The sequence below is a fragment of the Bacillus sp. FSL R5-0447 genome (genome assembly GCF_038606125.1).
Taxonomy (GTDB): domain Bacteria; phylum Bacillota; class Bacilli; order Bacillales; family Bacillaceae; genus Bacillus; species Bacillus velezensis.
In genome coordinates this window covers 626741-652149 of the sequence record NZ_CP152012.1, presented here as the reverse complement: position 1 = coordinate 652149, position 25409 = coordinate 626741, and the positions used below count along the sequence as shown (strand labels likewise).

Annotated in this window: 25 protein-coding genes and 1 pseudogene; 14 read left to right on the top strand and 12 right to left on the bottom strand. The window is 45.5% G+C overall.

The window, feature by feature from the left end; all coding sequences use genetic code 11:
* Positions 1 to 37 precede the first annotated feature (37 nt).
* The 4 genes from NYE68_RS03340 (at position 38) to NYE68_RS03325 (ending at position 4298) form a co-directional block, all read left to right on the top strand.
* Positions 38 to 895, top strand: a complete 858-nt coding sequence (locus tag NYE68_RS03340; protein ID WP_003156057.1) for a YitT family protein — start codon at positions 38 to 40, stop codon at positions 893 to 895.
* A gap of 118 nt (positions 896 to 1013) precedes the next feature.
* On the top strand, positions 1014 to 1541 hold the full coding sequence (locus tag NYE68_RS03335) for a GNAT family protein (protein ID WP_229041586.1): 528 nt from the start codon (positions 1014 to 1016) through the stop codon (positions 1539 to 1541).
* 277 nt (positions 1542 to 1818) lie between these two features.
* Positions 1819 to 3450, top strand: a complete 1632-nt coding sequence (gene abc-f / locus NYE68_RS03330) for an ABC-F type ribosomal protection protein (RefSeq protein WP_042634893.1) — start codon at positions 1819 to 1821, stop codon at positions 3448 to 3450.
* Positions 3451 to 3575: 125 nt separating this feature from the next.
* Positions 3576 to 4298, top strand: a complete 723-nt coding sequence (locus tag NYE68_RS03325; protein WP_042634892.1) for a gamma-glutamyl-gamma-aminobutyrate hydrolase family protein — start codon at positions 3576 to 3578, stop codon at positions 4296 to 4298.
* Between the two features lie 58 nt (positions 4299 to 4356).
* Here the strand turns inward: NYE68_RS03325 and NYE68_RS03320 are convergent.
* The 5 genes from NYE68_RS03320 to NYE68_RS03300 form a co-directional block, all read right to left on the bottom strand.
* Positions 4357 to 5507, bottom strand: a protein-coding gene (locus NYE68_RS03320; RefSeq protein WP_324636089.1) for an IS3 family transposase whose coding sequence is annotated in 2 segments (ribosomal slippage) — positions 4357 to 5234 and positions 5234 to 5507 — 1152 coding nt in all. Because the reading frame shifts where the segments join, the coding sequence is not laid out codon by codon here.
* A 114-nt stretch (positions 5508 to 5621) separates the two neighbouring features.
* Positions 5622 to 7775 carry an MMPL family transporter gene (locus NYE68_RS03315; protein ID WP_324636091.1) on the bottom strand — a complete coding sequence of 718 codons (2154 nt, stop codon included), beginning with the start codon at positions 7773 to 7775 and terminating at the stop codon, positions 5622 to 5624.
* 98 nt (positions 7776 to 7873) lie between these two features.
* Entirely contained in the window at positions 7874 to 8509 is a 636-nt protein-coding gene (locus tag NYE68_RS03310) for a response regulator transcription factor (protein WP_014304442.1), read from the bottom strand.
* Entirely contained in the window at positions 8502 to 9662 is a 1161-nt protein-coding gene (locus tag NYE68_RS03305) for a sensor histidine kinase (protein WP_053573714.1), read from the bottom strand. The genes NYE68_RS03310 and NYE68_RS03305 overlap by 8 nt, the downstream gene beginning before the upstream one ends.
* Before the next feature lie 113 nt (positions 9663 to 9775).
* Positions 9776 to 10036: a hypothetical protein gene (locus NYE68_RS03300; protein ID WP_053573698.1), complete on the bottom strand. Its 261-nt coding sequence runs from the start codon at positions 10034 to 10036 to the stop codon at positions 9776 to 9778.
* A 142-nt stretch (positions 10037 to 10178) separates the two neighbouring features.
* Here NYE68_RS03300 and NYE68_RS03295 point away from each other — a divergent pair, with 142 nt between their 5' ends.
* The 5 genes from NYE68_RS03295 to NYE68_RS03275 are packed head-to-tail and all read left to right on the top strand — an operon-like array spanning position 10179 to position 12495.
* Positions 10179 to 10424, top strand: coding sequence for a hypothetical protein (locus tag NYE68_RS03295; protein WP_016937104.1), 246 nt, complete (start codon positions 10179 to 10181; stop codon positions 10422 to 10424).
* A 17-nt stretch (positions 10425 to 10441) separates the two neighbouring features.
* A complete protein-coding gene (locus tag NYE68_RS03290; protein WP_003156070.1) occupies positions 10442 to 10810 on the top strand; it encodes a spore coat protein in 369 nt (122 codons plus the stop codon).
* Between the two features lie 18 nt (positions 10811 to 10828).
* Positions 10829 to 11965, top strand: a complete 1137-nt coding sequence (locus NYE68_RS03285) for a zinc-dependent alcohol dehydrogenase (protein WP_003156072.1) — start codon at positions 10829 to 10831, stop codon at positions 11963 to 11965.
* Between the two features lie 18 nt (positions 11966 to 11983).
* The gene (locus NYE68_RS03280; RefSeq protein WP_053573697.1) at positions 11984 to 12181 is read left to right on the top strand and encodes a hypothetical protein; all 198 of its coding nucleotides are present in this window, start codon (positions 11984 to 11986) and stop codon (positions 12179 to 12181) included.
* 14 nt (positions 12182 to 12195) lie between these two features.
* Positions 12196 to 12495 carry a spore coat protein gene (locus NYE68_RS03275; RefSeq protein ID WP_053573696.1) on the top strand — a complete coding sequence of 100 codons (300 nt, stop codon included), beginning with the start codon at positions 12196 to 12198 and terminating at the stop codon, positions 12493 to 12495.
* A gap of 65 nt (positions 12496 to 12560) precedes the next feature.
* Here NYE68_RS03275 and NYE68_RS03270 read toward each other — a convergent pair whose 3' ends face one another.
* On the bottom strand, positions 12561 to 13949 hold the full coding sequence (locus tag NYE68_RS03270) for a PLP-dependent aminotransferase family protein (protein ID WP_324636092.1): 1389 nt from the start codon (positions 13947 to 13949) through the stop codon (positions 12561 to 12563).
* Between the two features lie 126 nt (positions 13950 to 14075).
* On the opposite strand from NYE68_RS03270, the gene NYE68_RS03265 reads away from it, so the two are divergent.
* Entirely contained in the window at positions 14076 to 14960 is an 885-nt protein-coding gene (locus NYE68_RS03265; protein WP_007409330.1) for a DMT family transporter, read from the top strand.
* A gap of 77 nt (positions 14961 to 15037) precedes the next feature.
* Here the strand turns inward: NYE68_RS03265 and NYE68_RS03260 are convergent, their stop codons facing one another.
* Positions 15038 to 15616, bottom strand: coding sequence for a TetR/AcrR family transcriptional regulator (locus NYE68_RS03260; RefSeq protein ID WP_007409331.1), 579 nt, complete (start codon positions 15614 to 15616; stop codon positions 15038 to 15040).
* 249 nt (positions 15617 to 15865) lie between these two features.
* On the opposite strand from NYE68_RS03260, the pseudogene NYE68_RS03255 reads away from it, so the two are divergent.
* Together NYE68_RS03255 and NYE68_RS03250 are read left to right on the top strand one after the other, a co-directional pair.
* A pseudogene (locus NYE68_RS03255) lies at positions 15866 to 17055 on the top strand (MFS transporter).
* Between the two features lie 215 nt (positions 17056 to 17270).
* Complete coding sequence (locus NYE68_RS03250; protein ID WP_229041590.1) at positions 17271 to 17630, top strand: hypothetical protein; 360 nt, start codon at positions 17271 to 17273, stop codon at positions 17628 to 17630.
* A 48-nt stretch (positions 17631 to 17678) separates the two neighbouring features.
* On the opposite strand, the gene NYE68_RS03245 is transcribed toward NYE68_RS03250, so the two are convergent.
* Positions 17679 to 18299 carry an FMN-binding negative transcriptional regulator gene (locus NYE68_RS03245; protein WP_146283791.1) on the bottom strand — a complete coding sequence of 207 codons (621 nt, stop codon included), beginning with the start codon at positions 18297 to 18299 and terminating at the stop codon, positions 17679 to 17681.
* 118 nt (positions 18300 to 18417) lie between these two features.
* Between NYE68_RS03245 and NYE68_RS03240 the strand changes: the two genes are divergently transcribed.
* Complete coding sequence (locus NYE68_RS03240) at positions 18418 to 19800, top strand: PLP-dependent aminotransferase family protein (protein WP_053573690.1); 1383 nt, start codon at positions 18418 to 18420, stop codon at positions 19798 to 19800.
* A 29-nt stretch (positions 19801 to 19829) separates the two neighbouring features.
* Here the strand turns inward: NYE68_RS03240 and NYE68_RS03235 are convergent, their stop codons facing one another.
* Positions 19830 to 21119, bottom strand: coding sequence for a Na+/H+ antiporter NhaC family protein (locus tag NYE68_RS03235; protein ID WP_039252571.1), 1290 nt, complete (start codon positions 21117 to 21119; stop codon positions 19830 to 19832).
* 223 nt (positions 21120 to 21342) lie between these two features.
* On the bottom strand, positions 21343 to 21747 hold the full coding sequence (locus tag NYE68_RS03230) for a MerR family transcriptional regulator (protein WP_007409338.1): 405 nt from the start codon (positions 21745 to 21747) through the stop codon (positions 21343 to 21345).
* 159 nt (positions 21748 to 21906) lie between these two features.
* Between NYE68_RS03230 and NYE68_RS03225 the strand changes: the two genes are divergently transcribed.
* Positions 21907 to 22956 (top strand): NAD(P)-dependent alcohol dehydrogenase, encoded by a 1050-nt coding sequence (locus NYE68_RS03225; protein WP_007609682.1) that lies wholly within the window; start codon positions 21907 to 21909, stop codon positions 22954 to 22956.
* Between the two features lie 58 nt (positions 22957 to 23014).
* Here the strand turns inward: NYE68_RS03225 and NYE68_RS03220 are convergent, their stop codons facing one another.
* Both NYE68_RS03220 and NYE68_RS03215 read right to left on the bottom strand, forming a co-directional pair.
* Positions 23015 to 23977 (bottom strand): arsenic resistance protein, encoded by a 963-nt coding sequence (locus NYE68_RS03220; RefSeq protein ID WP_229041591.1) that lies wholly within the window; start codon positions 23975 to 23977, stop codon positions 23015 to 23017.
* A gap of 188 nt (positions 23978 to 24165) precedes the next feature.
* Positions 24166 to 25404, bottom strand: coding sequence for an HAD-IIA family hydrolase (locus NYE68_RS03215; protein ID WP_015416907.1), 1239 nt, complete (start codon positions 25402 to 25404; stop codon positions 24166 to 24168).
* Positions 25405 to 25409 lie beyond the last annotated feature (5 nt).

The following is a 25409-nucleotide window of genomic DNA, read 5'->3' as shown; positions in this document are numbered from 1 at the left end:
TTTTTTATATATTTTTGACTGCGGAGGAGGTTTGCATATGAAGAACATTTGCAAGGATATACTGATGATTATGGCCGGAGCCTTTCTTATCGCGGCGTCCGTGGAATTTTTCGTCATCCCGAATCATTTAGGGGACGGCAGCACCGTGGGAATCGCTCTCGTTTTATATTATCTTTTCCATATACCTGCAAGTATTACGACTCTGGTTGTAAATTTGATTTTTATCGGGTTGGCTTATAAATTTTTAACGAAAAAAACGATTTTATACACGATACTCGGTACGGGAATGACTTCTGTTTTTCTCAGCATCGTCAGCTTTATTCCATTCGGCGTGCACGACATGGTGCTCGGGATCGTATTCGGCGCTCTGCTGATGGGAGCGGGGCTGGCATTGATCTTTATCGCTGACGGATCTACCGGCGGGACCACGCTTTTGGCGTATTTATTGAATTACACAAAGGGCTTTAACATCTCCAAAAGCATGTTTTATATGGATTGTGTCATCATTTTCGCATCCGTTTTAGCGATCGGAATCAATCATATGCTGTATACGTTTATATTCGTTTATCTGTGCGCCAAAATCGTCGATATTGTCATTGAGGGTTTCCATAATAAAAAAGCCCTCACCATTATGTCTGACCAATACGAAGAAATCGCCAAAGCCATCACCTCCGAGTACGGCAACGCGGCGACGATTTTTTACGGATACGGGTATTACGGCAGCAAAGACAAGCGCATTATCTATGTTGTCATTAAAAAGAACGAATTGCTGAAAATCAAAAAACATGTTCAAAAAATTGATCCGAAATCATTTATCGTTATTCATGAAGTAAAAGAAGCTGTCGGAGGGCAATTCGGGTTTACAAACCTGCCTGCCGCCGCAAATGAAAAATAACCGCCTGCAGTGTATAGCTGCAGGCTTTTTTTATCCGGTTCTTCCCCGCTCAAAGGTTTTTTATATCTTTCAATCGAAGTAGTAAATGAAACCTTTTTTGATGGAGGAACATAAAAAAATGAATATCAAAACTGAAAGGCTTGTCATTCGGACTTTTGAACCGGAAGATTGGCAGGATGTCTATGCGTACGCCTCAAATCCGAGTGTCATGAAATATATACCAGAGGGTGTCTTTACCGAAGAAGATGCCAGGAAATTCGTTACTGAAAACAGCGGTGAACATGCCGGGAAGTTTCCCGTTTTATTGAAGGATGAGAAAACGGTCATTGGCCACATTGTTTTTTTTCAGTATTTTGGCGATCATACGTATGAAATCGGCTGGGTGTTTCACCCGGAATACCAGGGCAAAGGATATGCTTCAGAGGCGGCGCGCGCCGTGCTGGCATTCGGGTTTAACAAGATGAAATTACACCGGATCATTGCGACATGTCAGCCGGAAAACATGGCTTCGCACCGGGTGATGGAAAAGATCGGGATGAGACGGGAAGGCTTTTTCAAAAAATGCATCCCCCATGATAATGAATGGTGGGACGAATATTATTATGCCGTTTTAGAAGAAGAATGGGAAGTCTCCAATCTGGAATAAAAAGGCTTATACCCTTTGCTTTTACAGATAAGTGTGTGCTACACTGTTTGTAACAAATACGAAGGGATGATGGGTGGACAATGATTAACTAATCTTATTTTGACCGTTTGAAATCAAATATTTCAAATCAGAAAAAATAGGATTAGTCTGCCCATTTTCTATACGATACGAAAGCTATGTAAAAATAGCTTATTTGATCATGCACAGGTACGGCTAATCCTTCCAAATCAATTGGGAGGATTTTTTTGGTCCTCCCTTTAAAGCGAGGGATTGACATATGAAAGAAATGTTAAAAATAAGCGGCATCAGTTATGAAATCAACAGTGTTCCCCTTTTTGAACAGATCAGCGCGAGCGTTCAGCAAGGTGACATCATCGGCGTTATCGGTAAAAACGGCGCCGGCAAATCGTTATTGCTGCAATTGATCTGCAATCAAAAAGCGCCGTCACAAGGACAGATCCAGATGATGCAAGATGTGAACATATATATGGTGGAACAAGAAACGGAAGCTTATGATTCCGGCCATCCGGAGCCTGCGGAGGCAGCCTTGTTGGAAAAGTGGAACGTGCCCGCACGCGCCTTTTCGAAATTAAGCGGCGGAGAAAAATTGAAAGCCCGTCTTGCCAAAGGTTTCTCCTCCTCAAGCAGCCTTTTGTTATTAGATGAGCCGACGAACCACCTCGATCAGCACAGTTTAGAAATACTGCTAAATCAGATCAAGAATTACAAAGGCACCATTATTTTTGTTTCGCATGATCGTGCTTTTATAGATGCAGCGGCGACAAAAATCTGGGCCATCGAAGGAAAGAAACTCATTGAACATAAAGGGAATTATTCAAGCTATATGGAGGTCCGCAAACAGAGAAGACTGACACAGCAGCGCGAATATGAGAATCAGCAGAATATGGTCAAAAGGATTGAAGCTCAAATGAACGAGCTGAGCGCCTGGTCAAAAAAAGCCCACGCCCAATCAACGAAAATAGAAGGGTTTAAAGAATACCATCGCGTAAAAGCAAAACGCACGGACGCCCAGATTAAATCAAAGCAGAAGCGCCTTGAGAAAGAGCTTGAAAAAGCGAAAGCAGAACCGGTTGAAGCGGAGTATGAAGTCCGTTTTTCCATTGAACACCGCAAAAAAGCGGGAAAGCGTTTTTTAGAAGTAAGGGATGCCGCAAAGTCATATGACGGCCGAACGCTTTTCAAAAACGTGAATTTCACTGTGATGCACGGTGAAAAGATCGCGATTACAGGCCCGAACGGCAGCGGGAAAACAACATTATTGAAGGTCATCCTCGGTCAGGAAAAAGCACAGGACGGCAGCATATGGATTTCTCCGTCTGCAAACGTCGGATATTTAACCCAGGAAGTATTCGACCTCCCGCTTGATAAAACCCCCGAACAGCTTTTTTACAAAGAAACGTTCGAAGCAAGGGGAAATGTTCAATCCCTCATGAAGCATTTAGGATTTACCGCAGCGCAATGGACGGAACCCATCGGCAAGATGAGCATGGGAGAGCGGGTCAAATGCAAACTGATGGCGTTTATTCTGGAGGAGAAAGATGTGCTGATTCTGGATGAGCCGACAAACCACCTTGATCTGCCGTCACGCGAGCAGCTTGAAGACACTTTGGCCCGATACGACGGAACGCTCATCATCGTATCTCATGATCGTTACTTTGTCGAAAAGACGACGGACATCCGGCTTGATATCTCAAACGGCAGCGTCCGAAAACAATGGAAAGAATCTCCCTCCGTCAGGGACGATGCTGAAGAACTGCGATTGAAGCTTGAAACCGAACGGCAGGAAGTCCTCGGAAAACTCAGCTTCATGACTCCGGCTGATAAACAATATCGTGAGCTTGATCAAAAATTCAAAGAGCTGACGGAAGAAATAAAGAAATTGAAATGAATGAAAAACCCGTGATTGTCACGGGTTTTGTTTTGGAAAGCTCACGTATCATGAAGAATAATTTCAAACTGATTTGTACAACCTACGTTCAGATTAATTATGAGCATGGTTCAGGGGGGCGAAGAATGGCCAAACGCATTGGAATTACGGGAAACATTATGGCTGATCAATCCGGCCCTTTCCCGGGTTATAATCGGGCATATGTCAATAATGATTATATTCAGTCTGTTTCTGAGGCCGGCGGTGTGCCGTTTATATTGCCGGTGATTCAAGAGACGGCGCTTTTAAAGGAACAGGTCTCTCATGTTGACGGGATCATTCTGTCCGGCGGTCAGGATATAGACCCGCTGTTTTACGGCGAAGAACCTTTACAGGCTTTAAGAAAGACCTTTCCTGATCGGGACGCCTACGAGAAGGAGCTGATTCTCACGGCGGTTGCTTTAGAAAAGCCGATTCTGGCCATCTGCCGGGGGATGCATATGTTAAACGTCACTTACGGGGGAACTTTATATCAAGACCTGACACACGCTTCGTTTGCTGACATTAAGCATGATCAAGAAAAAGATCCGCCGTTAAAAACCCATCATGTTTCTTTTGAAAAAGGGACACGTCTCCATACCTTGTTTGGCGATTCAGCGCGGGTGAATTCATTCCATCACCAGATCATAAAAGAGACGGCGCCTTCGTTTAAAGTGGCGGCTTATGCGAAAGACGGGGCCATTGAAGCGATTGAACGGACGGGTGAATTATTTGTCGTCGGCGTGCAATGGCATCCCGAAATGCTGACAAAAAAACATGAAGACATGAAAAAGCTTTTTTCTCATTTCATGGATGCGGTCAGCACATAAAAAAAGCAGATCAAAACGGGACTGCCCCCCGTTTTTGAGACAGGGGTCAAAACACCTTTTAAACAGCCAATTGCCGATAGTTTATCGGTGATTGGTTGTTTAGTTTGGTTTGAATACGAATATTGTTATAATAATGAATGTATTCTATGACAGTGCGTTCTACGATGGCAGTCGTAGTTCGATCAATGCTGTTAAGATAGAACGTTTCAGACTTTAGCGAGGAATGAAACGATTCGATGGAGGCATTATCAGCGGGCGTCCCTTTGCGGGACATACTCATGGTAATGCCTTTTGTTTTAACAGCTTTTTGATACTCGTAAGATGTATACACAGAACCTTGGTCACTATGTAACACGCAGTTCTCAGGCAGCATTGGTAGCTGATCAAGTGTGTCTAAGACAAAGGCTGTGTCCTGCTTATCCCCAATAGTAAAAGCAATCACTTCTCCATTGTATAAATCTAATATACTGGAAAGGTACAATTGTTTCTGTCCATAAGGCAAATATGTGATGTCCGTTACTAGTTTTTCAAGAGGACGATCAGACTGAAAGTTCCGATCCAATATATTATCGACCACGGCATATGGCTGCCCATCCTTCTTGCGCTTTTTCACCTTAACCCGACACTGCCATTGATTTTTCTGCATAATACGTTGAACCGTTTTATGGTTAATACACATTCTCTTTTTTAGTATGGCTGTGATTTTTCGATAGCCATATCGATACTTGTGCTCTCGGCACAACGTGCCGATTTGTTTTTCCAAATGGCGCTTGGGATGATCCTTCATCAGATTCTTCTTCCAACGATAATAAGACGCTCGAGAGATACCTAAATGAATACAGATATCCTGTACGGTCATTGTGCTGTGCAATATTTCTACAAGTTCGACTGACGTTTCGCTATCAACTTCCTTTCCAATTCGTTGTACTTTTTTAACACTTCATTCTGTTGTCTCAGATAACGATTCTCTGCCTGGAGTTTCTCTAATTCAGAAGAATACTCCGGACCCTTTCCATAAGTATATTGCTTTCCAACAGGCTGTTCGAATCGGTGGGTATCCCCAGCCTTATGCCATCTAACCCATGTCTGAACCTGAGTCTTATTTTTGATATTCAATTCCTGCATGATCTCTTTCATAGGCACGCCCGCCAATCTCATTCCTACAGCCTTCTGTTTGACTTCAACCGGATAACTCACTCTTGTCCCCATAGAAAAACACCTCCAAGTTTTATTTCGGATAACAACGGTCCGTTTTCAAACTTGAAGGTGTTTTTTGTTTGTCTCATATTATGGGGTCAGTTCCAAACGATCTGCTTTTTCATTTTATTCTTCCGGTTTCTCCGGTGTTTTGCCTTGTGTCAGCTTATGGCCTTCGATATCCACGTTCGGAATGATTTTATCCAGCCACTTCGGCAAGTACCAGGCCGCATGTCCCATCAGCTTCATGACACTCGGAATAATGGTCATTCTTACAATGAACGCATCAAAAAGCACACCGAAGGTCATTGCCAAGCCCATGGATTTGATCGTAGCTTCTCCCGCAAAGATGAATCCCGCAAAGACGAAAATCATGATCAGTCCCGCCGCTGTTACGACAGGTCCGCTATGTTTCAATCCGGCATGAATGGCTTGTACCGGATTTTTTGTTTTGACATATTCTTCTCTCATTCTGCTGACAAGGAATACTTGATAATCCATCGCCAGCCCGAAAAGAATACCGATCGCCAAAATAGGCAGGAAGGCGAGAATCGGGCCTTTTTCCGGAATGCTCAGCAAGCCGGTGAAATGTCCATCCTGCAGGACGAATACCGATAACCCGAGTGTTGCGGTCATTGTCAGCAAAAAGCCGACAACGGCGGCAAGCGGCACGAGAAGCGAGCGGAAAACAACGGTCAGCAATACAAACGCAAACCCGACAATGAGAATGGCGAATTCCGGGATCGCATCGTTTAACCGGTCTGAAATATCAATGTTCACCGCGGTTGACCCGGTGACGAGCAGGCGGATGCCGTTTTTGTCTGATCGTTTCCGTATATCCTGCACTAACTCTTTCGTTGCCTTATCATTCGGCCCGGTTTCAGGCACTGCCGTAATGATGGCATAGTCCCCTTTTTCGTTCGGCATGGCAGGTGTGACACTCGCCACATTGTGCAAGTCCTTCATTTCTTTCACGGCGTCTTGAAATGCCTCACTTTTGTTCCCCTTGACCCCTTTTGCATCGGCAACAATTGTCAGCTTGCCGTTAAAGCCTTCTCCGAATCCTTTAGACAACAGATCATAGGCGCGGCGATCCGGGCTGTCTTTCGCTTTCATTCCCGCATCAGGCAGCCCCAGCTCTAAATGCATGGCCGGCAGACTGATGACGGCTAAAAGAATGATGCTGAAAATGCTTAACAGAATAGGCTTCTTTGTAACGAAGCGCCCCCAGGCATTCGTGTCGGCGCTTTTCTTTTCTTTCTTCTTGTATGATTTCGGAATCATTCGTTTTCCTGCGATTGACAACACCGCAGGCACCAGCGTTACTGAAGCCAATACAGCCATCAGCACACTGAGTGCCGCAGTCAATCCCATGGCAGACATGAACGGAATGCCGACAACAGTCAATCCGCAAAGCGCGACGATCACGGTTAGTCCCGCAAAAACGACGGCGCTGCCAGCCGTTCCCGCAGCCTTAGCGATCGATTCATTTTTTTGTACACCTTCGCCCAAAAACTGACGATGCTTCGTAAAGATAAACAGCGCATAATCAATCCCGACGGCCAGGCCGATCATTCCGGATAATGAGAGACTGACCGAGGCTATTGTAAAGACCTGTGTTCCGATTAACGTCAGCGCGACGCTTACGCCTAACCCAATCAGGGCTGTGACAATCGGCAGCCCCGCTATAACTAATGAACCAAACGTAATGGCCAGAACGACGAAAGCCAGCACAACGCCGACAATTTCAGAGACACCGCCGACTTCAACACCGGCCCCCGGCACATCACCGCTGAGCTCCGTCTGCAGGCCCTTGTCTCCGGCGGCGGACAGACTGTGTTTAATATGTGAAACAGACGCCTCCGTAATGTCATCCGCCGCTTTTTTGTACGTAATATCGGCATATGCCACTGATCCGTCTTTAGAAATGGTTCCTGTCTCAAAAGGACTTGCAATCGAAGCGACTGAATGATCTGTTTTGATCTTCTTTAATGTCTCTTCAATCGCTTGTTTTTCCGGTTTTGACGTCAATTTCTTCCCGTCTTCAGCTCCGAAAATAACCCGTATGCTTCCTTTATCGGGCCCCTTTGAAAATTCTTTTTGAATCACATCCATCGCCTTTTCAGAAGGTGTGTCGGGAATTGACATATCCTCAGAAAAAGCAGGTTTTAACGAGATGGCGATCACAATCGAAGCGATCAGTATCACGAGCCACGCACTGATCATTTTGAATCGGTTGCGGGCAGACCATCCCCCTAATTTATATAAAAAACCAGACATCGAATACTCCTCTCCAATCATTACTTTCTGCCTAATTGTAGTTCACATTCACATAAAAAAAACGTACATAGGGGCATGTACGTTTGGGCAGTTTTTCATTATATATTCAGTTTCAGAATGCCTTTTTGCATGGCAATGGTGACGGCTTCCGTCCGCGAATCAGCGCCTAATTTGTTATAAATCGATGTTAATCTCGCTTTTACCGTCCGCTCTGAGATTCCTAAATCGAAGGCGATCGCTTTGCTTTTATGTCCTTTCGCAACGGCTTGCAGAACTATGATTTCCTTGTCCGTCAGCTGTGTTTCATTGGCATTTGCCCGTTCCATTTTCATTTCCCGGAAACGCCGCAAGATGTCCGGCTGCAGAAGCACTTCTCCCCTCACCGCCGCATCCATCGTATGAAATAAGGTTTCTGAGCTTGTGTCCTTCAGCAGATAACCGTTCGCGCCTGATTCAATGCCTTCTATCATCAGATGATCTTCATTATAGGTCGTCAAAATAATGATCGGCACATCAGAATGCTCTTTTATCTGTTTAATGGCTTCCAGCCCGCTCATTTCCGGCATGTACAGATCCATGAGAATGACATCGGGCTTTAGTTCCTCTGCGAGGCGGACGGCGGTTTTCCCGTTTTCCGCCTCTCCCGTTATGGTGTAATGGTCATTTGTTTCTATCAAAAGCTTCAGACCTTCTCTGACGACAAGATGGTCATCTGCTATTAACACTTTATACATGTTCCGCTTCTCCTTGAATTGGTATGATGATCTCAATTTGAGTTCCCGCTGATCTGGCGCTTGTTATACGGAAAGTGCCATTCATCATATTGACGCGTTCTTGTATCCCAAGCAGCCCGTAATGTCCGCTTTTTCTCATTTCTGTTCCGGCATCAAAGCCTTTCCCGTCATCTTTGACGGTTATGCGGATCTGTCCCTCTTCTTCCTGAACGGACACCCAGACATTCTTGGCTTCTGCATGCTTGGCGGCGTTTGTCAGGCCTTCTCCGATCATGTAATGGCAATTCTCCGCCGTATGAACGTCAAGCACATGATGCACGCTGTAATCTAAAAAACAAGACAGCCCGGAGGCTTCTGTAAAATGGTTGATTTGTTCAGTGATGCTTTCTTTTAAGAACCCGATCTCTTCTGATTTGCTGCGAAGGTTGTCAATGGCCGAGCGCGCATCAGCCAATGTGCCCTTCACTCTGTCCATTGACTGGCTGATGATGTCTTTCGCCCTGTCAGTGTTACCCTTTGAAAGATGAACATGTACCGCTTCAAGCTGCATATGCAAGCTGACCAGCCCTTGTGCAAGCGTATCGTGCAAGTCTCTCGCCATCCGCTGCCTTTCATTCTGAAGCGTCAGCTGTTTCACTTGCCGATGAGCGAGTTCTAATTTTTCAAGCGTCATCTGTGTTTTTATTTTTTCATCAACTTGCGCGAAAAATGTTGCCGCATACGTGATAATCACGATCATGATGGGAGCGGCGATAACGATGAAACGAAGCAGATGATGCGGATGCTCCTGGTGCAGGGCTGCTATGGACATTAAAATGAAAAGATAGAGTATGAGCAGCGTTTTGCCCTTATCCGCCATTCCGATAATCTGCCCGATTAAAAAGGCATAGAGACCGATGACCGCCGCGATATAGCCCCCGGTCATCAAGTTAGCCGATGTATATATGATAAATCCCTGTATGATGAAATAAAGAAACGTTTTTTTCTTGACCCAGCGATAGGAATGCCAGTGCAGCACGGCAAAAATGACGATCAATATCGTGAATAACAGCAGCAATAAAACCGTCCAGCTTTCATAAATGTACTGCAAAGAGACTGATGCGGCATATACCATAAAAATAAACGCCAGACCGGGCACCCGAAGCGCAAGCATATGCAATGAGCGTCTGTCACGGGAGACATAGTCTTCTTGATGTTTTGTACCAAACAATCTCTGTCCACTTCCTTTTAGCCGACCGGCCTCACGATGTTTTATTCTATTTGTCATCATACCATAAGTGCCTGCTTCTCACCTTCCCCTTCTGTCCTGCATGACGGGTGAAAGAAAAAACAGCCTGCGGGATTGGTTATATATGGGCTTGCGTTCGGCTCATTGATCGGCCTGTTAAGCGCCAGCCGGATGATCTCGCGGAAGGGAACCAGGTTCGTTGCCCCGGTCAGCGTTCTGTTTGTTATCACTGGGATATTTGTCATCAGCGCAGGTTGTTTTTCCGCTTTCAAAAGCATCGTGTTTGCCGGACTTATCATCTTCGGGATTAGGCTTCCTCTTTTTTTGATGTACCGTCAGATTTCTTCTCTCTTTTTTCTTATAAACAAAATTTGTAAGACTAGAGCTCTTTTCTCAGGGGAAATTAATTATGTAATTGAGAAGAGGAGGTTTAAGACGATTATGGAAAAGCGTGAATTAGCGGCTCACGAGTCGCTTGACTTACATGAAATGATTAACTTCAAGACGCTTTGTGTAGCGAAATCCAAGCTCATGCAAGGGCTTGTGTTTGATCAGGATCTGAAAACGTTAATGGAGAAAGATGTTCAGCAAGCCTCGCAAGACCTGGCTGATCTGCAGGCGGTTTATGAACGGGCATCTTTTCAGGCTCCTGTTCCTCAAAACCGGCCGACTTCGATCATCAATTGAAAGGAAGGTAAGCATCGTTGAATCATGACCATTTAGATCCAATCAATTCATTACACGTCCCTGAACTCGCAGATATGACATTCGCAATGGATTTTCTCATAAGGGCAAAAGAAGGCGTCAGAAATACCGCCGTCGCTTTGACAGAAACCGCTTCACCTGATGTAAGAGCTTTGCTGCGCAAACAGCTCATGCAGGGAATCGCGATGCATCAGGAAATTACAGACTTGATGGTCAGCAAAAAGTGGTTTCACCCGCATGATCTGAGCGAACAGTATAAACTGGACCAGCTCTCTGCGAAAAATACCCTCATGGTCGGAAACATGAATCTGTTTCCCGTTGAAACGAACAGAAAAGGGATGTTTGACCGCACACCTGATGAACACTAACACTGGAGGTATTACAGCATGAAGGCCGTAACGTATCAAGGAGTGAAAAACGTCGTAGTCAAAGACGTGCCTGATCCGAAGATTGAAAAACACGATGACATGATTATAAAAGTCACAAGTACGGCAATTTGCGGATCAGATTTACATTTAATCCACGGACTCATCCCGAACTTGCAGGAAGACTACATCATCGGGCATGAACCGATGGGCATCGTGGAAGAAACCGGTCCCGGCGTGACGAAAGTCAAAAAAGGCGACCGCGTCATTATTCCTTTTAATATCGCCTGCGGAGAATGCACTTATTGTAAAAATCACTTGGAAAGCCAATGTGATCAATCAAATGAAAACGGCGATATGGGCGCTTATTTCGGCTATTCAGGGAGTACCGGCGGCTATCCTGGCGGCCAGGCCGAATATTTGCGCGTCCCTTTTGCGAACTTTACCCATTTTAAAGTCCCCGAAACATGCGAAGAACCGGATGAGAAATTGAGTGTTATTGCCGATGCGATGACAACCGGTTTTTGGAGCGTTGACAATGCCGGCGTAAAAGCAGGCGATACGGTCATCGTTCTCGGCTGCGGGCCCGTGGGCCTTTTCGCTCAAAAATTCTGCTGGTTAAAGGGAGCGAAACGCGTAATAGCCGTAGACTATGTTAACTACCGTCTCCAGCATGCGAAACGGACGAATAAAGTGGAAATCGTGAACTTCGAAGACCACGAAAATACGGGCAGCTACCTGAAGGAAATCACCAAAGGCGGCGCCGACGTTGTCATTGACGCCGTCGGCATGGACGGAAAAATGACAGATCTTGAGTTCCTCGCCAGCGGATTAAAACTTCAAGGCGGGGCGATGAGCGCATTGGTCATCGCGTCCCAAGCCGTGCGAAAAGGCGGAACGATCCAGATTACGGGTGTGTACGGCGGCAGATACAACGGGTTTCCCCTTGGCGATATCATGCAGCGAAACGTCAATATCCGATCCGGACAAGCTCCGGTTATCCATTATATGCCGTATATGTTTGAACTGGTGTCAACCGGCAAAATTGATCCGGGCGATGTTGTAAGCCATGTCATTCCGCTTAGTGAAGCGAAGCACGGCTATGAGATGTTTGACACGAAAACAGATGATTGTATTAAAGTTGTACTCAAACCTTAGAGAACGGAGGCTACAGAAATGGCCAGCGCCTTACATGAATTACTCGAAATTCAGGAGATGGCTTCTTTTAAGTCACTTTGCCTGACGAAATCCAAAACCATGAAAGCGCTCGTATCCGATCCGCAGCTGAAAGAAATCATGCAGCAGGATGCGGATACATCAACAAGGCAATTGCAGGAATTTGCCTCGATTTTATCTGAGGCAAAGCATGAATAGGAGATGAATGACGAATGAATCCGATTATTGAATACTTGACGGGGATGGATGCACTGACAGACCAAGTTGTCGCAATGGATTTATTGAATTCGGCTAAAAGCGGAGTCAGAAACTATGCGATGGCGGCGACGGAAGCCGGAACGCCTGAAGTGAAAGCGATCCTCACCCGTCACTTAGAAGAAGCCATCGACATGCATGAGCAAATCTCACGCTATATGATAGAAAAAGGCTGGTATCATCCGTGGAACACAGATGAACAAGTCCGGTTTAATTTACAAAATATTGATACGGCGCTCCGCCTGCCCGTCCTATAAATCGTTTTGCTGCTGAGACAGCACCCCTGACTCAAGCTTCAGTATTTCAAACTGTGAGCTGCCTTTTACAGCGCCCAGGCGGCTCTCAGTTTTTTTATGCCTTCTTGTATATCGGTTTCAGAAACCCCCGCGAAACCGAGAGAAACTGTTTTTTCAGGGACCTGTTTTTGATAGGTAAGAGACACGGGATAGATTTTGACGCCTTGTTCCTCCGCCTTTTCAATCAGCTCTTTTTCGCTGAAAGGCAGATGAACGTCAAGTAAAATCCGCAGCCCGGAATTTTCTCCGCGAATCCTGACGTATTGTCCCAGCTCGCGCCGCACGGCCTCTAATAATACCGCTCTTTTTTTCCGGTACAGCTTTCTCATTCTGTTAATATGTTTCTGCCACTCTCCGCTTTTGATAAATTGAGCCAGCGTCAGCTGACTGTGGCAGGAGACGGTCTGTTTATATAAAGAAGCGATTTCCCTGCCTTTTTCGATAAGCGGCAAAGGAAGAATCATATAGCTGATGCGCAGCGAAGGAAGCAGAGATTGGGAAAACGTTCCCATATAAATGACACGGTGATGCTGATCAAGCCCCTGCAATGCTGGGATCGGCTGGCCGTTGTATCTGAATTCTCCGTCATAATCATCTTCTATAATGAACGATTGATGTTCCTCCGCCCATTTCAGCAGCTGAATCCTTCTGTTTACCGGCATAACCGTTCCTAACGTAAATTGATGAGAAGGCGTGACATATACAAGACGCAGCTGCTCTTCATTCAGCTTCCGGATACAGACTTCTTCATTATCGACGCGTATCGGAATAATCTTCATGTGATTGGCTTTAAAAATCTCCCTCGCTCTCGGATAACCCGGATCTTCATATCCGATGGATAGATTTGCTTCAAATATTTTGCACAGCATTTGCAAAAGAGCAGGGTTCCCGGCGCCGACTATCACTTGTTCAGGAAGACAATTCACTCCGCGCGACTGATATAAGTACTCCGAAATGAGCGTTCTCAATTCAAGCTCGCCCAAATCATCCCCGGGCCGATACAGCTCATGCCCGTATTGATCTAAGCTTGCAACCATGCTTTTGCGCCATGCCGAAAAAGGAAAATGAGCGGCATCCACAGTGCCGTAGTGAAAATCAATCCATTGGCGGTCTTCCTTCGCCTTTGTTTGAACAGGCGAAGCGCCCGGCTTTTTCACATAGACGGCGTCCGAGTCATAATCGGCAAACCATCCGCTTCTCGGCTTACTGACAATATAGCCTTCGGCGGCAAGCTGTTCATAGGCCCGCTCTACAGTCGTCTGACTGACGGAAAGCTGACTTGCCAAAAGCCTTTTTGAAGGAAGCTTCAGTCCTTTAGGAAGACGGCCCTGATGCATATTTTCCTTAAAATGCCGATAAAGCTGCTGATAAAGCGGAATATTCAGATCTCTATTTAAAAATGGCGTGATATCCATTTTTGCTCCCTCCAAACTGGCATTCTTCTTTTTATAAAAACTGGCCATTTGTATAAGGCCAATTTCAGTTTATAGTCATTATAAACTTTGAAAATGGGTTTAGAAATATATATTGGAGTGATTGGAATGAAGAAAGCCGCAAACGGCTGGATTAACGGATTTATCGGCGTGCTCATTTTCAGCGGCTCGCTTCCTGCGACCCGCTTGGCTGTAGCGGACTTTGACCCGGTTTTTCTCACCGTATGCCGCGCCGCGATAGCCGGTATATTGGCAGGCGCTCTGCTCCTCATTTTTCAGGAGAAACGCCCTGCCAAAAGCGACATCATTTCACTAATAACAGTAGCGCTCGGCGTCGTGATCGGTTTCCCGCTGCTTACAGCCTTAGCGCTTCAGCATGTCACATCCGCTCATGCCATTGTCTACATCGGGCTTCTCCCGCTTGCGACGGCGATCTTCGGCGTACTGCGAGGAGGCGAACGGCCCAGGCCGGTCTTTTGGATTTTCTCGGCTGCCGGCAGCATCCTCGTAGCCGGATATGCTCTGCTGCAAGGAGGAGAATCCTCTCCGCTCGGTGATACGTACATGATCGCTTCGATTATCGTGTGCGGTCTCGGTTATGCTGAAGGCGCCCGCCTCTCCCGGCGGCTTGGCAACTGGCAGGTGATCTCTTGGGCACTCGTTTTATCGCTTCCCCTTATGTTCATCCTGTCTTTCTGCTTCATGCCGGACTCATGGTCAAACATCGGCGCGCCCGCACTGCTCAGTCTTGCATATGTCTCAATATTCAGCATGCTGATCGGCTTCGTATTCTGGTATCGCGGACTCGCCCAGGGAGGCATCGCCGCGGTCGGACAGCTGCAGCTTCTGCAGCCTTTCTTCGGACTGTTACTGGCCGCCATGATTCTCCATGAAAAAGCAGGATGGGAACTTGCGGCGGTGAATGCCGGCGTTATCGCTTGCGTGGCGGCCGCCCGGCAGTTCGCAAATCAATCAGAAAAGGCCGAACAATGAACTTGTTCGGCCTTTTCATTATATTCCGCCCATAGGGAGCAGAAGTCTGTATCTCTTTCACATGATCCGGGTATTTTTCAGGCAGGCTGAACTCCCTTAAACGCACTCATCACCAGATCATGCACATAGGAATCATTCACCTCATCACCTGTGATCAACAGACGATAGAAAATCGGTCCGTAAATGAGATCGATGCTTACGTCAATATCAAGATTCTCTCTTAATTCACCTTTTTGAATTCCCTTTTCCAGAAGGCCTTTCGCTTGGAGGCGGCGGGGCTTGAAAAATCGCGTGCGATATTCTTCCGCCAATTTTGCATCCAGCTGCCCCGCACCGATTAATTCCTTAATAACGGTTCCTTCCCGGCTCGTCAAAAACCTTGCTAAATTCGTGGCGTGGGTCAATATATCTTGCACTGTTGATCCTGTATCGGGCACAGGCAGTCTGTCCGTAGCGGTCGAAAGAAAGCTGTCCATGATAACGGCAGCCTTGTTTGACCACCATTTATAAATCGTTGCCTTACTTACTTTGGCACGCTCAGCAATTTTATCGACTGTCACCGCGTCAAAGCCATTTTCCAACAATAGATCATAGGCTGCAGAAAGAATCGCCTTATGTGTTCCTTCATCACGCGGCCGTCCTCGTTTACTCTGCACATGAATCATTCCTTCCCGAATTATAAACGATACGTTCAGTATACTTAATATGTATAAAAAAAGAAAACAGAAACCTATTTACAAAACTGAACGTTTAGTATATCATTCACTTATAAATAAAACTGAACGTTCAGTTTATAAAATGTTCAACACTCCGCTAAACCTTAGCATTAAAAATCTATGGAGAGGAGATGAATCAGCAAAATATTTATCAAACCTCATAAAATCATTAAAAAGGAGTTCATTCACATGGCTACATTAAACAAACAAAAAGCAGATCAGAGAATCTCAACCAGTTTAACCCTTCTTCTCGCAACGGCATGCGGTATCATTGTCGCTAACCTTTATTATGCACAGCCCTTGGCAGGATTCATTAGTGCGGCAATCGGGCTTTCTCCAAGCAGTGCCGGATTGATTGTCACGCTGACTCAAATCGGATACGTTGCCGGCTTGCTGTTTCTCGTCCCTTTGGGAGATATTATCGAAAACAGAAAACTTGTCGTGGTATCGCTCCTACTAAGCGCAGCCGCTCTAACTCTGACAGCATGTGTGAAGCATGGAACACTGTTTTTAGCCGCTGCGTTTTTCATCGGACTGGGATCCATCGCAGCCCAAGTGCTAGTTCCGTTCGCATCATCCTTGCACCAGATGCCGCACGAGGCCGGGTTGTCGGCAATGTGATGAGCGGCCTGCTTCTCGGTATTATGCTTTCCCGTCCGATATCCAGCCTGGTCGCTGATATATGGGGGTGGAATGCCATATTTGCTTTATCCGCCGCGTTAAGTGTTGTCCTGGCAATCGTCTTATCAAAAGTGCTTCCTGCCAGAAAACCAACAGCAAACACAAGCTACACCGTCTTACTCGGTTCAATGTGGAAGCTGCTGCGCACGACTCCGGTCTTACGCCGCCGTGCCATTTATCATGCGTTTGTATTTGGAGCTTTCAGCTTATTCTGGACGACTGTACCTTTATTATTGTCCGGGCCTGCTTTTCATTTTTCTCAGAAGGCAATCGCGCTGTATGCATTAGCGGGCATTGCGGGTGCAGCGGCTGCACCGATAGGCGGCCGTCTGGCTGATCGCGGCTTAACCCGGCTTGCCACCGGAATCGCTCTCGGTGTTGTCATCGTTTCTTTATTACTCCCGCTCATGATTCAGAGCAGCTCCCCCGTCGGAGTAGCAGTTCTGGTGGCCGCAGCTATCCTGTTGGATATGGGGGTATCTGCCAATCTCGTACTCAGTCAGCGTGCCATTTTTTCGTTGGCACCTGAATTCCGCAGCCGATTAAACGGATTATTTATGGCAATCTTCTTTCTGGGCGGCGCTGCAGGATCATCAATCGGAGGATGGGCATACGCCTCAGGCGGGTGGAGTATCACATTATGGATTGGAATCGCTTTTCCGGTCATAGCATTGCTTTATTTCACCACGGAGAAATAAGCCTTTCCCCAAAAATAAGCCGTCAGGACCAAGCTGACAGCTTTTTTTGGTATATTCTTCTTTACATCCATCCGAACAAAACATCCGGATTCATGAAAAGATGATATTGATTCTTTACGCCCCGCTCATATAGCAGGACTTCCAATTCTTTCAGCAGCGGTAAAACCATGTCATAATATGTTAAGAAATAATTGCGCCATAGGCAGGTGAAACACATGAAGAAGTATTTATATAAACACCTTTTGTTAGCTCTGATTTCGTCCGTTTGCTTTTTATTGGTCTTTTATGTGAGTTTAAAAGTGACACAAGAAGACACACCGCCGTTGTCTGACCGGTTTTACCTTTTTATTTATCTGTACATAGCAGCCGGATATTTGACGGTCGGCCTTGTTTCAGCTTGTATGACTGATATCTTGAAGAATCGCTGGACATTGAATAAAACGTCTTCCATTCTATTAAAACTTATCGTTTACTTACTCATACCGTATGCTATTTTTCATTCTTTCTTCATTTTATCGGCGCCGTTGATTTATGTGCTGTTTGAGTCTTTATTCATCCTGAGAAAAGCTTCATAATCAGAAAAAAACATACCGCATGCTGCCGGTATGTTTTTAAGGTATGGATCAGTTTTTTGCAGTGATCCGCTTGATGTTTTCTTCCATCAAGCCGGAAATGAGCTGTTCGTTTGTATGAGGAATCTGTTTGAGCTGTTGTACGACCAGCCCTTGTCTTGCGGCTGAATGATTTTGACTCAGCTTTGCTTTCCCCTCTATTTTGCTGATTTTGATTTTAAAACCTTTTACCCCTTTGTTCATGCCTGCCAGCAATTTCGCATCGACATCCTCTAATTTGTACGGGCTGTCGGGGCTTTCGTATTTCAATACGAGATCACTCATCGATTGCACGGTTTCTTCCTCATCCAAAAGCTCCGCCTCTCCGTATACATGAACCGCCACATAATTCCATGTGGGAACAGCCTGATTCGTCTCATACCATTTAGGCGAGATATAACAATGAGGCCCTTGAAAAACGGCTAACACGTTTTGGCCATCAATCTCTTTCCATTGGGGGTTCGGCAATGCAAAATGACCGTATAAGCATTCGTTATTCTTACTCATCATCAATGGCAGGTGGGTTGCATACGGCATGCCTTCCGCCGTTGAAAACAATGCTGCGAAACCATACTTTTTGATTACATCGCACGCTTCAGCTTCACTCAGCTGAAATGGAGCCGGAATATACATACAAAACTCTCCTCTCTGAACATGGATTGATAAAGCGCTTTCCGCTATAATAAGATATCAACTGACATTTAAAAAGATACAGTTTCAAACAAATACACATGTCAGAGGAGAACATCTGATGAAAAATATGATTTTCGCTTTCGAAAGCGGCACCCCGAAATACAAACAAATTTACGAGCAATTTAAAACATTGATTGAGCAGGGAAATATTCAGGCAGATGAGCGGCTGCCTTCCATTCGCGAGCTGGCGGATTCCCTGCGGGTAAGCCGTAATACAACGCTGATGGCTTATGATCTTCTTTTAGCGGAGGGATACATTCGCGGAGAAACACGCAAAGGTTATTTTGTAAATGAAGTAGAACCTTCTATATTTCAAAAAGAAAACGATGTTGTTTACGCTGAAAAAACCGAATCAACTCAGCCGGTCCTGACTGATTTTTGCGCCGGAGCCGTCGATCAAAAGCATTTTCCTCTGAAAACATGGAGAAAATTATACAATCAAGTTTTGACATCAGAGAAAAGCTTTCTGTACGGCGAACCGTTCGGCGAGAGAGGCCTGCGTGAACAAATTGCCGCTTATCTCTTGGAATCCCGCGGGGTGAAAACAGATGCGGATTCCATTATCATCGGCAGCAGCACCCAGCAGATGCTGATATATCTCAGCCGGATTCTGAAAGAGGATTTTTCGGGAATGATCGTTGAAAACCCGGGATTTGACGGTGCCAGAGCGGCATTTCAATTTCACGGGCTATCTCTGGAAACGATGCCTGTCTATGAAAACGGAGCTGATTTTTCTCAATTACATGCAATGAAAGAAAAATTAATCTATGTGACCCCATCCCATCACAGCCCTTACGGCGTAAGCATGTCCATTCAGCAGCGCCAAACTCTGATCAATTGGGTGAATCATAGAGAGGGTTATATTCTAGAGGATGATTATGACAGTGAATTCCGTTATACACAGCAGCCGTTTCCCGCTCTTGCTTCCATTCAATCAGACCGGGTGATTTATTTAGGGAATTTCTCAAAATCCTTTCTTCCGGGCATCCGCATAAGCTATATGGTTTTGCCGCAGCGCCTTTTGCGCCGGTATAAAGAACGGTTTATTCATTTCGAAGGCACCGCTTCTTCGCTTAACCAGCTGACCATGGCTGAATTGATGAAGGCCGGTGAATGGACCCGCCATATTAAGCGCATGCGCATTGTTTACAGGCGAAAAATGCAGCACTTGATTTCACATGTAAAGCAGCAGTTCGGCGATCATGTGACGATCATCGGCGAGCAGTCGGGATTGTATATATTGGTGAGAGTTCACCTGAACTATACAGAAGAAACATTAATCGAACGCGCTTTTCAGTACGGAGTGAAGGTATATCCTACCGCCGTTTATTTCGTTGCCGAAAAACCCGAACCGCCGATCATAAAGCTGGGTTTCGCCCATCTCGATACGGATCAGATCACACATGGCGTACAGCTTTTGAGAAATGCTTGGCTGTCATGAAAGAAAAAAGGCGCCGAACGGCGCTTTTTTCATTTCGTATTTCTTGTGAATTTCGGCAGTCCAAATATGATGGCGGCGATACCGCAGATTCCGATTAAAACGGGATAGAAAGAGTATGGCAGGATGCTGACGGGTGAAATATTCCCGAATTTCCCGGCTGATAACAGCTGCGCGCCGTAAGGAATCAATCCTTGAATCATGCACGAAAAGATATCCAGAATACTTGCCGATTTTCTGTTGTCGATGTTGAATTTATCAGCGATATTCTTTGCAATCGGCCCGGCTGCGATAATCGAGATCGTATTATTGGCCGCAGCCAGATTCGTCACGCTGACCAGTCCGGCAATGCCGGCTTCGGCGCCTTTTTTCGAACGGATTCGTTTCGTGATGAACTCCAGTAAAAAGTCGATCCCGCCGTTTTGTTTCATCACGCCGACCATCCCGCCGATCAGCATGGACAGGATGATCAGATCGCTCATTCCGGCAATTCCCTCCGTAATCGCCTTAAAATAAGAATCAAACGTAAGGCTGCCGCACGCTAACCCTATGATTCCCGTCAAAATCAATCCGCCGAATATGACAGCCATCACATTAATACCGATTAACGCAAAAACCAACACGGCGATATAAGGAAGCACCTTAATCCAGCTGTAAGATGCAGTTCCCGTATGGACGGCGTGGCCTGCCGGAATAAAAAATAAGATAATAACAGTCACAATGGCAGCGGGCAAAACAATCAGAAAGTTCGTTTTGAATTTATCCCTCATTTGTGTTTTTTGCGTCCGGACTGCCGCGATGGTCGTATCGGAAATAAAAGAAAGATTATCTCCGAACATAGCTCCGCCGACCACAGCCGCAATCGGAATCGCGGCGGAGATGCCAAGCTCGCCGCTCAAACCCGCGCTGATCGGCGCAACCGCCGCAATCGTGCCCATTGATGTTCCCATCGATATAGAAATAAAACAAGCAATGATAAACAGCCCCGGCAGCAAAAACTGCTGCGGAATAACGCTCAAAGCAAGATTGACAGTTGAATGCACCGCTCCCATCGCTTCAGCCGCTGAAGCAAAGGCACCTGCCAATATAAAAATCATAACCATAATGATAATATCAGGATGTCCCGCACCGGAAGCGAACCATTCTATTTTTTGATTGAGCGATTTCTTCCGGTTAAATAACAGCGCAAAAGCTGACGCAATGATCGCGGCAATCAAGATCGGCAATTTATAAAAATCTCCGGTCACCAGACCAGAGCCGACAAAAAGCCCTACGAATAAGACTAAAGGCAATAACGCCCAAGGGTTCTTTTTATTGTTCATCTGGGTAAACCACCTCTTTTCAGCATTAAAGTCGCTAATCACAGTCTAAGCAACATTTCACACTTTAAAAGTCTGCAGTAAAAAAGTCAAGCTGAAAAAAGGATAAGTAATGATTGATAAGATAGAAAAGGCTGTTTTGTTTCCACTCTTTAGAAAATAAAAAAACCAAGGCTCGTTTCCCTTGGTACATTTCATGCGGCCCCGCGTCCGGGACACCTTCTCTTCATTCAGAAATACATTCAGCTTTCAATCTGTTTTTAAGTTTCGCTTCATTTTCAAGGATATCTTCGTAATCCTCAATCTTCCTGTTTAATCGTTTTATGGTTTCATCAATTTCCCTCTGTTTCTCCGTCAGCCTTTTCCTTTCATTTATAAGGATGTTTTTTCGGGGTTCGATTGTATGATCGGCTCCTTCAATAAATAAAGCGGTATATTCAATCAGCGCCTCAATCGACAGCCCGGCACTTCTCATGCATTTTATAAATTGAATCCAATTCACATCATCTTCGTCATAATCGCGGATGCCGCTTTCATCGCGTTTTACCGGAGGAATCAGTCCTATACTTTCATAATACCTAAGCGTTGCGGCTGATAACTCAACCTGCTTTGCAGCCTGCGCAATCTTCATATTTTTACCACCCGTCCTTCATACCTTTCATAAGCGTGCCATTATAGAATATCATTTCATAAAAAAATAAACCAAACTCCTTGACTTAAAGTCCGCTTTAACATTTAAAGTAAAATCGAACAGAGGATTCATCACTTTATCTTGGAAAGGAAGATAACCATGTGCAATAATCATCCGACTCGTGTATTAAGCGCTCCGCATGCAAAAGCTAAATTTGAGCGGACAACGATTGAGAGAAGAGCATTACGGCCGCACGATATCCTGATTGATATTAAGTACAGCGGGATTTGTCACTCAGACATCCACAGTGCATTCGATGAATGGGGCGGCGGAATCTTTCCGATGGTTCCCGGACACGAAATTGCCGGAGTTGTGGAAGCCGTGGGTGAAGAAGTCACCACATTTGCCGTCGGCGACCGTGTGGGTGTCGGCTGTTTTGTAGACTCCTGCGGGGAATGTGAATACTGCCTGAACGGAGACGAACAATATTGCACAAAAGGCGTTGTTCAGACTTATAATAACCTGGACTACGACGGAAACCCTACGTACGGCGGCTACAGCCAGAAAATAGTTGTCACTGACAGATTCGTTGTCCGGATTCCGGATCAGCTGGATTTGGATGCTGCCAGCCCGCTATTGTGCGCGGGCATTACCACCTATTCTCCGCTGAAACACTGGAATGCCGGCCCCGGCAAAAAAGTGGCGATTGTCGGAATGGGCGGGCTTGGACATTTAGCCGTTCAATTCGCGCACGCTTTAGGCGCAGAGGTCACCGTCCTCAGCCGCTCAATGAACAAAAAAGACGAAGCGCTTGAATTTGGAGCCGATCATTACTTTGCAACAAGCGATCCGGATACATTTACTGAGCTGGCCGGACGATTTGATCTTATTTTAAATACAGTATCCGCGAACCTTGACGTAGATGCCTACTTATCCCTGCTTCGCATTGACGGTACATTGGTAAATGTGGGAGCGCCCGCTAAGCCGGACTCATACAGTGTGTTCTCCTTAATCACGGGCCGCCGCAGCATTGCGGGTTCACTCGTCGGCGGTATTCCGCAGACTCAGGAAATGCTTGATTTCGCCGCCGAGCACGGCATTGCTCCTAAAATTGAAGTGATACCGGCCAATCAAGTTGACGAAGCGTACGAACGGGTTCTCCAAAGCGATGTCCGCTACCGTTTCGTCATTGATATTTCAACTTTATAATCGACATAAAAAACATACCAATATTTGTTGGTATGTTTTTTTCAGTTCAAATTATTTTTTATTTCAGCAGCCAACCGGGCACCGCTTTTATATAAACCAATTCGCCTATCAATTCAACAATCGTCTGTGTGACGATTACAGCGGCGGCTAATGAGGCCCAAGCATCCGGCAAAGCCAGCGCTAACGGAAGGACTGCGAGAGAATTTCTTGTGCCCGTGCTGAAGATCAATGCTCTTCCTTCACCTGTATCCCGACGGAACGCATATGCGATAAGCCGGGAGACAAACGGCATAATGAGCAGGAATAACAGATAGATCGGAATCACACGTATAATGATGTCAGCATCACTGATGACCTTTCCGATTTGTGTGGCGACGACCGCCAGTAAGACCAGAGCCATAAAAGGAACAGGCAGCCACGCCGTCCATTCCAACACCTTTTCTCCCGCCGGCTTCTTATCAGCCCATAATTGAGTCATCACCGCCGCCAGCAGCGGCACTGCTATTAACAATAAGAATGCTTCCAGAAAAGGTCCCGCATGAACAGCCCCTATCACTTCTTTCCCGATAAACAGCGACAGGTATAACGGAAGCAATACCATCTGAACGGCGAACAAAACCGGCGTGGAAGCCAGTATTAATCTCTCATTTCCTTTGCCGAGCTGAGTAAAGACGATGACGTAATCAATACAAGGTGTAAGCAATACCAAACAAACCCCTAATAATATAGGAGGAGATTGAGGAAAAATGGCGGTTAACACCCATACAACGACAGGTACAGCTAAGAAATTACCGATCAATAAAGCCGCCATAAACTTGAGGTTTGACATGGTTTCCCTCAGCTTCAAGAATGGGATTTGGGCAAACATGGCATACATGAGAACAGCGATAAACGGTGATATCGTCCATCCCCAGCGAAGTCCTGAATCTTTCCCGGCGATCCCCGCTATTCCGCCGATTACAAGAGTCACACCATATATCCAAATTTGCTGATTTTCTAATGTCTCTCTGGTTATTTTCATTGGCTGACACCTCTTCTCCGCCCATTATACCTTCTTTTCTGCCGCTCTTGCATTATGGTTCTGCCGGAATTAAAAAACACCAAGGGTCTGTGACACTTGGTGTTTTTGGAACGCGGCCGAGAAATATGGGTTGAAAACCGTTAATCCTTGTAAATAACCCCCAAAAAGTATTTTTGACATACTGTTCCTTATCGAATAAAAGCATTCTCTTTCATTTCCAAAGCATCATCCAGCCATCTCGGGTGCATCGGCAAGAGATGTTCAGGTAATTCATGGATATCAAAATATCTGATTTCCATGGCTTCCTCAGTGGACTTTTTCAAAGTGCCGCCGATGACGTCACATTGAAAACAATTGGTAATAAAATGGCTGACTCTGCCGTCAGGGTATATAAAGGTTTGTGAACTCGGATCAGAATAAACGCCTATCATTTTAGAGACTTTCACCACTAATCCAGTTTCCTCTTCTATTTCTCTTATAATTGCTTGTTCAACTGTTTCACCAGGTTCCACATGTCCTGAAGGAATGCCCCATAAACCATTATCAGCACGCTTCATTAATAAAACGGAACTTGATTCTTTAATTATAATTCCAGCGACTCCGGCTTTCACTTGTTCTGTCCATTGGAAATCCGGTTTTTTCCGTACTTCTGCCTTTATTTCATTATCGAACAAGTCTTTCAGATCGCGGATCACAACATCCGGATTTCTAAAATCATGTTTTGCAGGAAATAAAGTATTTTGTTCAGAAACTAATACGGAAGTGATGCCTATTTGGTTTGCTCCGACAATATCTGTTTCAGGCGTATCCCCAATCATAACGCATCTCTCTTTATCTTCAAAAGACTCGAGTACTTTTTCAAATATTGAAGACGCCGGTTTTCCAATTATAATCGGCTCTTTAGCAGCTGCTGTTTTAACAGCCGCGACTATAGCGCCTGTCGCGGGAGCTGGTCCGTTAGCGGCAGGAAATGTTTTATCCCCGTTTGCAGCGATAAATGAAGCCCCGCAGCGGATGAGGTTTACTGCCTTATGCACATCCTGAAATGTAATATTTTGATCCCAGCCAATGACAACAGCCTCCGCCTGATCTTCCGTAAGATCAATACCGGCCTTTTGAATTTCACTTTTAAGTTGGTCATTTCCCAATATATATGCCTTCTTTATTCCTTCACTGACAAGGTAATCAGCTGTTGCCCACCCCGCAGTAAACACTTCATCAATACTTGCTGAAATCCCCAGTTTATGAAGGCGTTTCACAATCGTTTCTCTTGTAACACAAGGATCATTCGTTAAAAAGCGAATGGCTTTCTTTTCTTCACGGAGTCGTTTTAAAGAGGCCACAGCTCCTGGTAAAGCTTTATCTCCTATATATATCACTCCGTCTAAATCAAATAAAAATACATCATAATTCTCGGAGATCATCATAACAC

Bases quoted from the DNA above. Each gene is read 5' to 3' on its own strand.
- NYE68_RS03335 (WP_229041586.1), top strand. From the start codon at position 1,014: ATGAATATCAAAACTGAAAGGCTTGTCATTCGGACTTTTGAACCGGAA.
- NYE68_RS03285 (WP_003156072.1), top strand. From the start codon at position 10,829: ATGAAGGCCGTAACGTATCAAGGAGTGAAAAACGTCGTAGTCAAAGAC.
- NYE68_RS03310 (WP_014304442.1), bottom strand. From the start codon at position 8,509: ATGTATAAAGTGTTAATAGCAGATGACCATCTTGTCGTCAGAGAAGGT.
- NYE68_RS03235 (WP_039252571.1), bottom strand. From the start codon at position 21,119: ATGAACAATAAAAAGAACCCTTGGGCGTTATTGCCTTTAGTCTTATTC.
- NYE68_RS03240 (WP_053573690.1), top strand. From the start codon at position 18,418: ATGAAAAATATGATTTTCGCTTTCGAAAGCGGCACCCCGAAATACAAA.
- NYE68_RS03315 (WP_324636091.1), bottom strand. From the start codon at position 7,775: ATGTCTGGTTTTTTATATAAATTAGGGGGATGGTCTGCCCGCAACCGA.
- NYE68_RS03220 (WP_229041591.1), bottom strand. From the start codon at position 23,977: ATGAAAATAACCAGAGAGACATTAGAAAATCAGCAAATTTGGATATAT.
- NYE68_RS03305 (WP_053573714.1), bottom strand. From the start codon at position 9,662: ATGCTTGCGCTTCGGGTGCCCGGTCTGGCGTTTATTTTTATGGTATAT.
- NYE68_RS03325 (WP_042634892.1), top strand. From the start codon at position 3,576: ATGGCCAAACGCATTGGAATTACGGGAAACATTATGGCTGATCAATCC.
- NYE68_RS03225 (WP_007609682.1), top strand. From the start codon at position 21,907: ATGTGCAATAATCATCCGACTCGTGTATTAAGCGCTCCGCATGCAAAA.
- NYE68_RS03275 (WP_053573696.1), top strand. From the start codon at position 12,196: ATGAATCCGATTATTGAATACTTGACGGGGATGGATGCACTGACAGAC.
- NYE68_RS03230 (WP_007409338.1), bottom strand. From the start codon at position 21,747: ATGAAGATTGCGCAGGCTGCAAAGCAGGTTGAGTTATCAGCCGCAACG.
- NYE68_RS03340 (WP_003156057.1), top strand. From the start codon at position 38: ATGAAGAACATTTGCAAGGATATACTGATGATTATGGCCGGAGCCTTT.
- NYE68_RS03250 (WP_229041590.1), top strand. From the start codon at position 17,271: ATGAAGAAGTATTTATATAAACACCTTTTGTTAGCTCTGATTTCGTCC.
- NYE68_RS03295 (WP_016937104.1), top strand. From the start codon at position 10,179: ATGGAAAAGCGTGAATTAGCGGCTCACGAGTCGCTTGACTTACATGAA.
- NYE68_RS03300 (WP_053573698.1), bottom strand. From the start codon at position 10,036: ATGATAAGTCCGGCAAACACGATGCTTTTGAAAGCGGAAAAACAACCT.
- NYE68_RS03280 (WP_053573697.1), top strand. From the start codon at position 11,984: ATGGCCAGCGCCTTACATGAATTACTCGAAATTCAGGAGATGGCTTCT.
- NYE68_RS03265 (WP_007409330.1), top strand. From the start codon at position 14,076: ATGAAGAAAGCCGCAAACGGCTGGATTAACGGATTTATCGGCGTGCTC.
- NYE68_RS03270 (WP_324636092.1), bottom strand. From the start codon at position 13,949: ATGGATATCACGCCATTTTTAAATAGAGATCTGAATATTCCGCTTTAT.
- NYE68_RS03245 (WP_146283791.1), bottom strand. From the start codon at position 18,299: ATGTATATTCCGGCTCCATTTCAGCTGAGTGAAGCTGAAGCGTGCGAT.
- NYE68_RS03215 (WP_015416907.1), bottom strand. From the start codon at position 25,404: ATGATGATCTCCGAGAATTATGATGTATTTTTATTTGATTTAGACGGA.
- abc-f (WP_042634893.1), top strand. From the start codon at position 1,819: ATGAAAGAAATGTTAAAAATAAGCGGCATCAGTTATGAAATCAACAGT.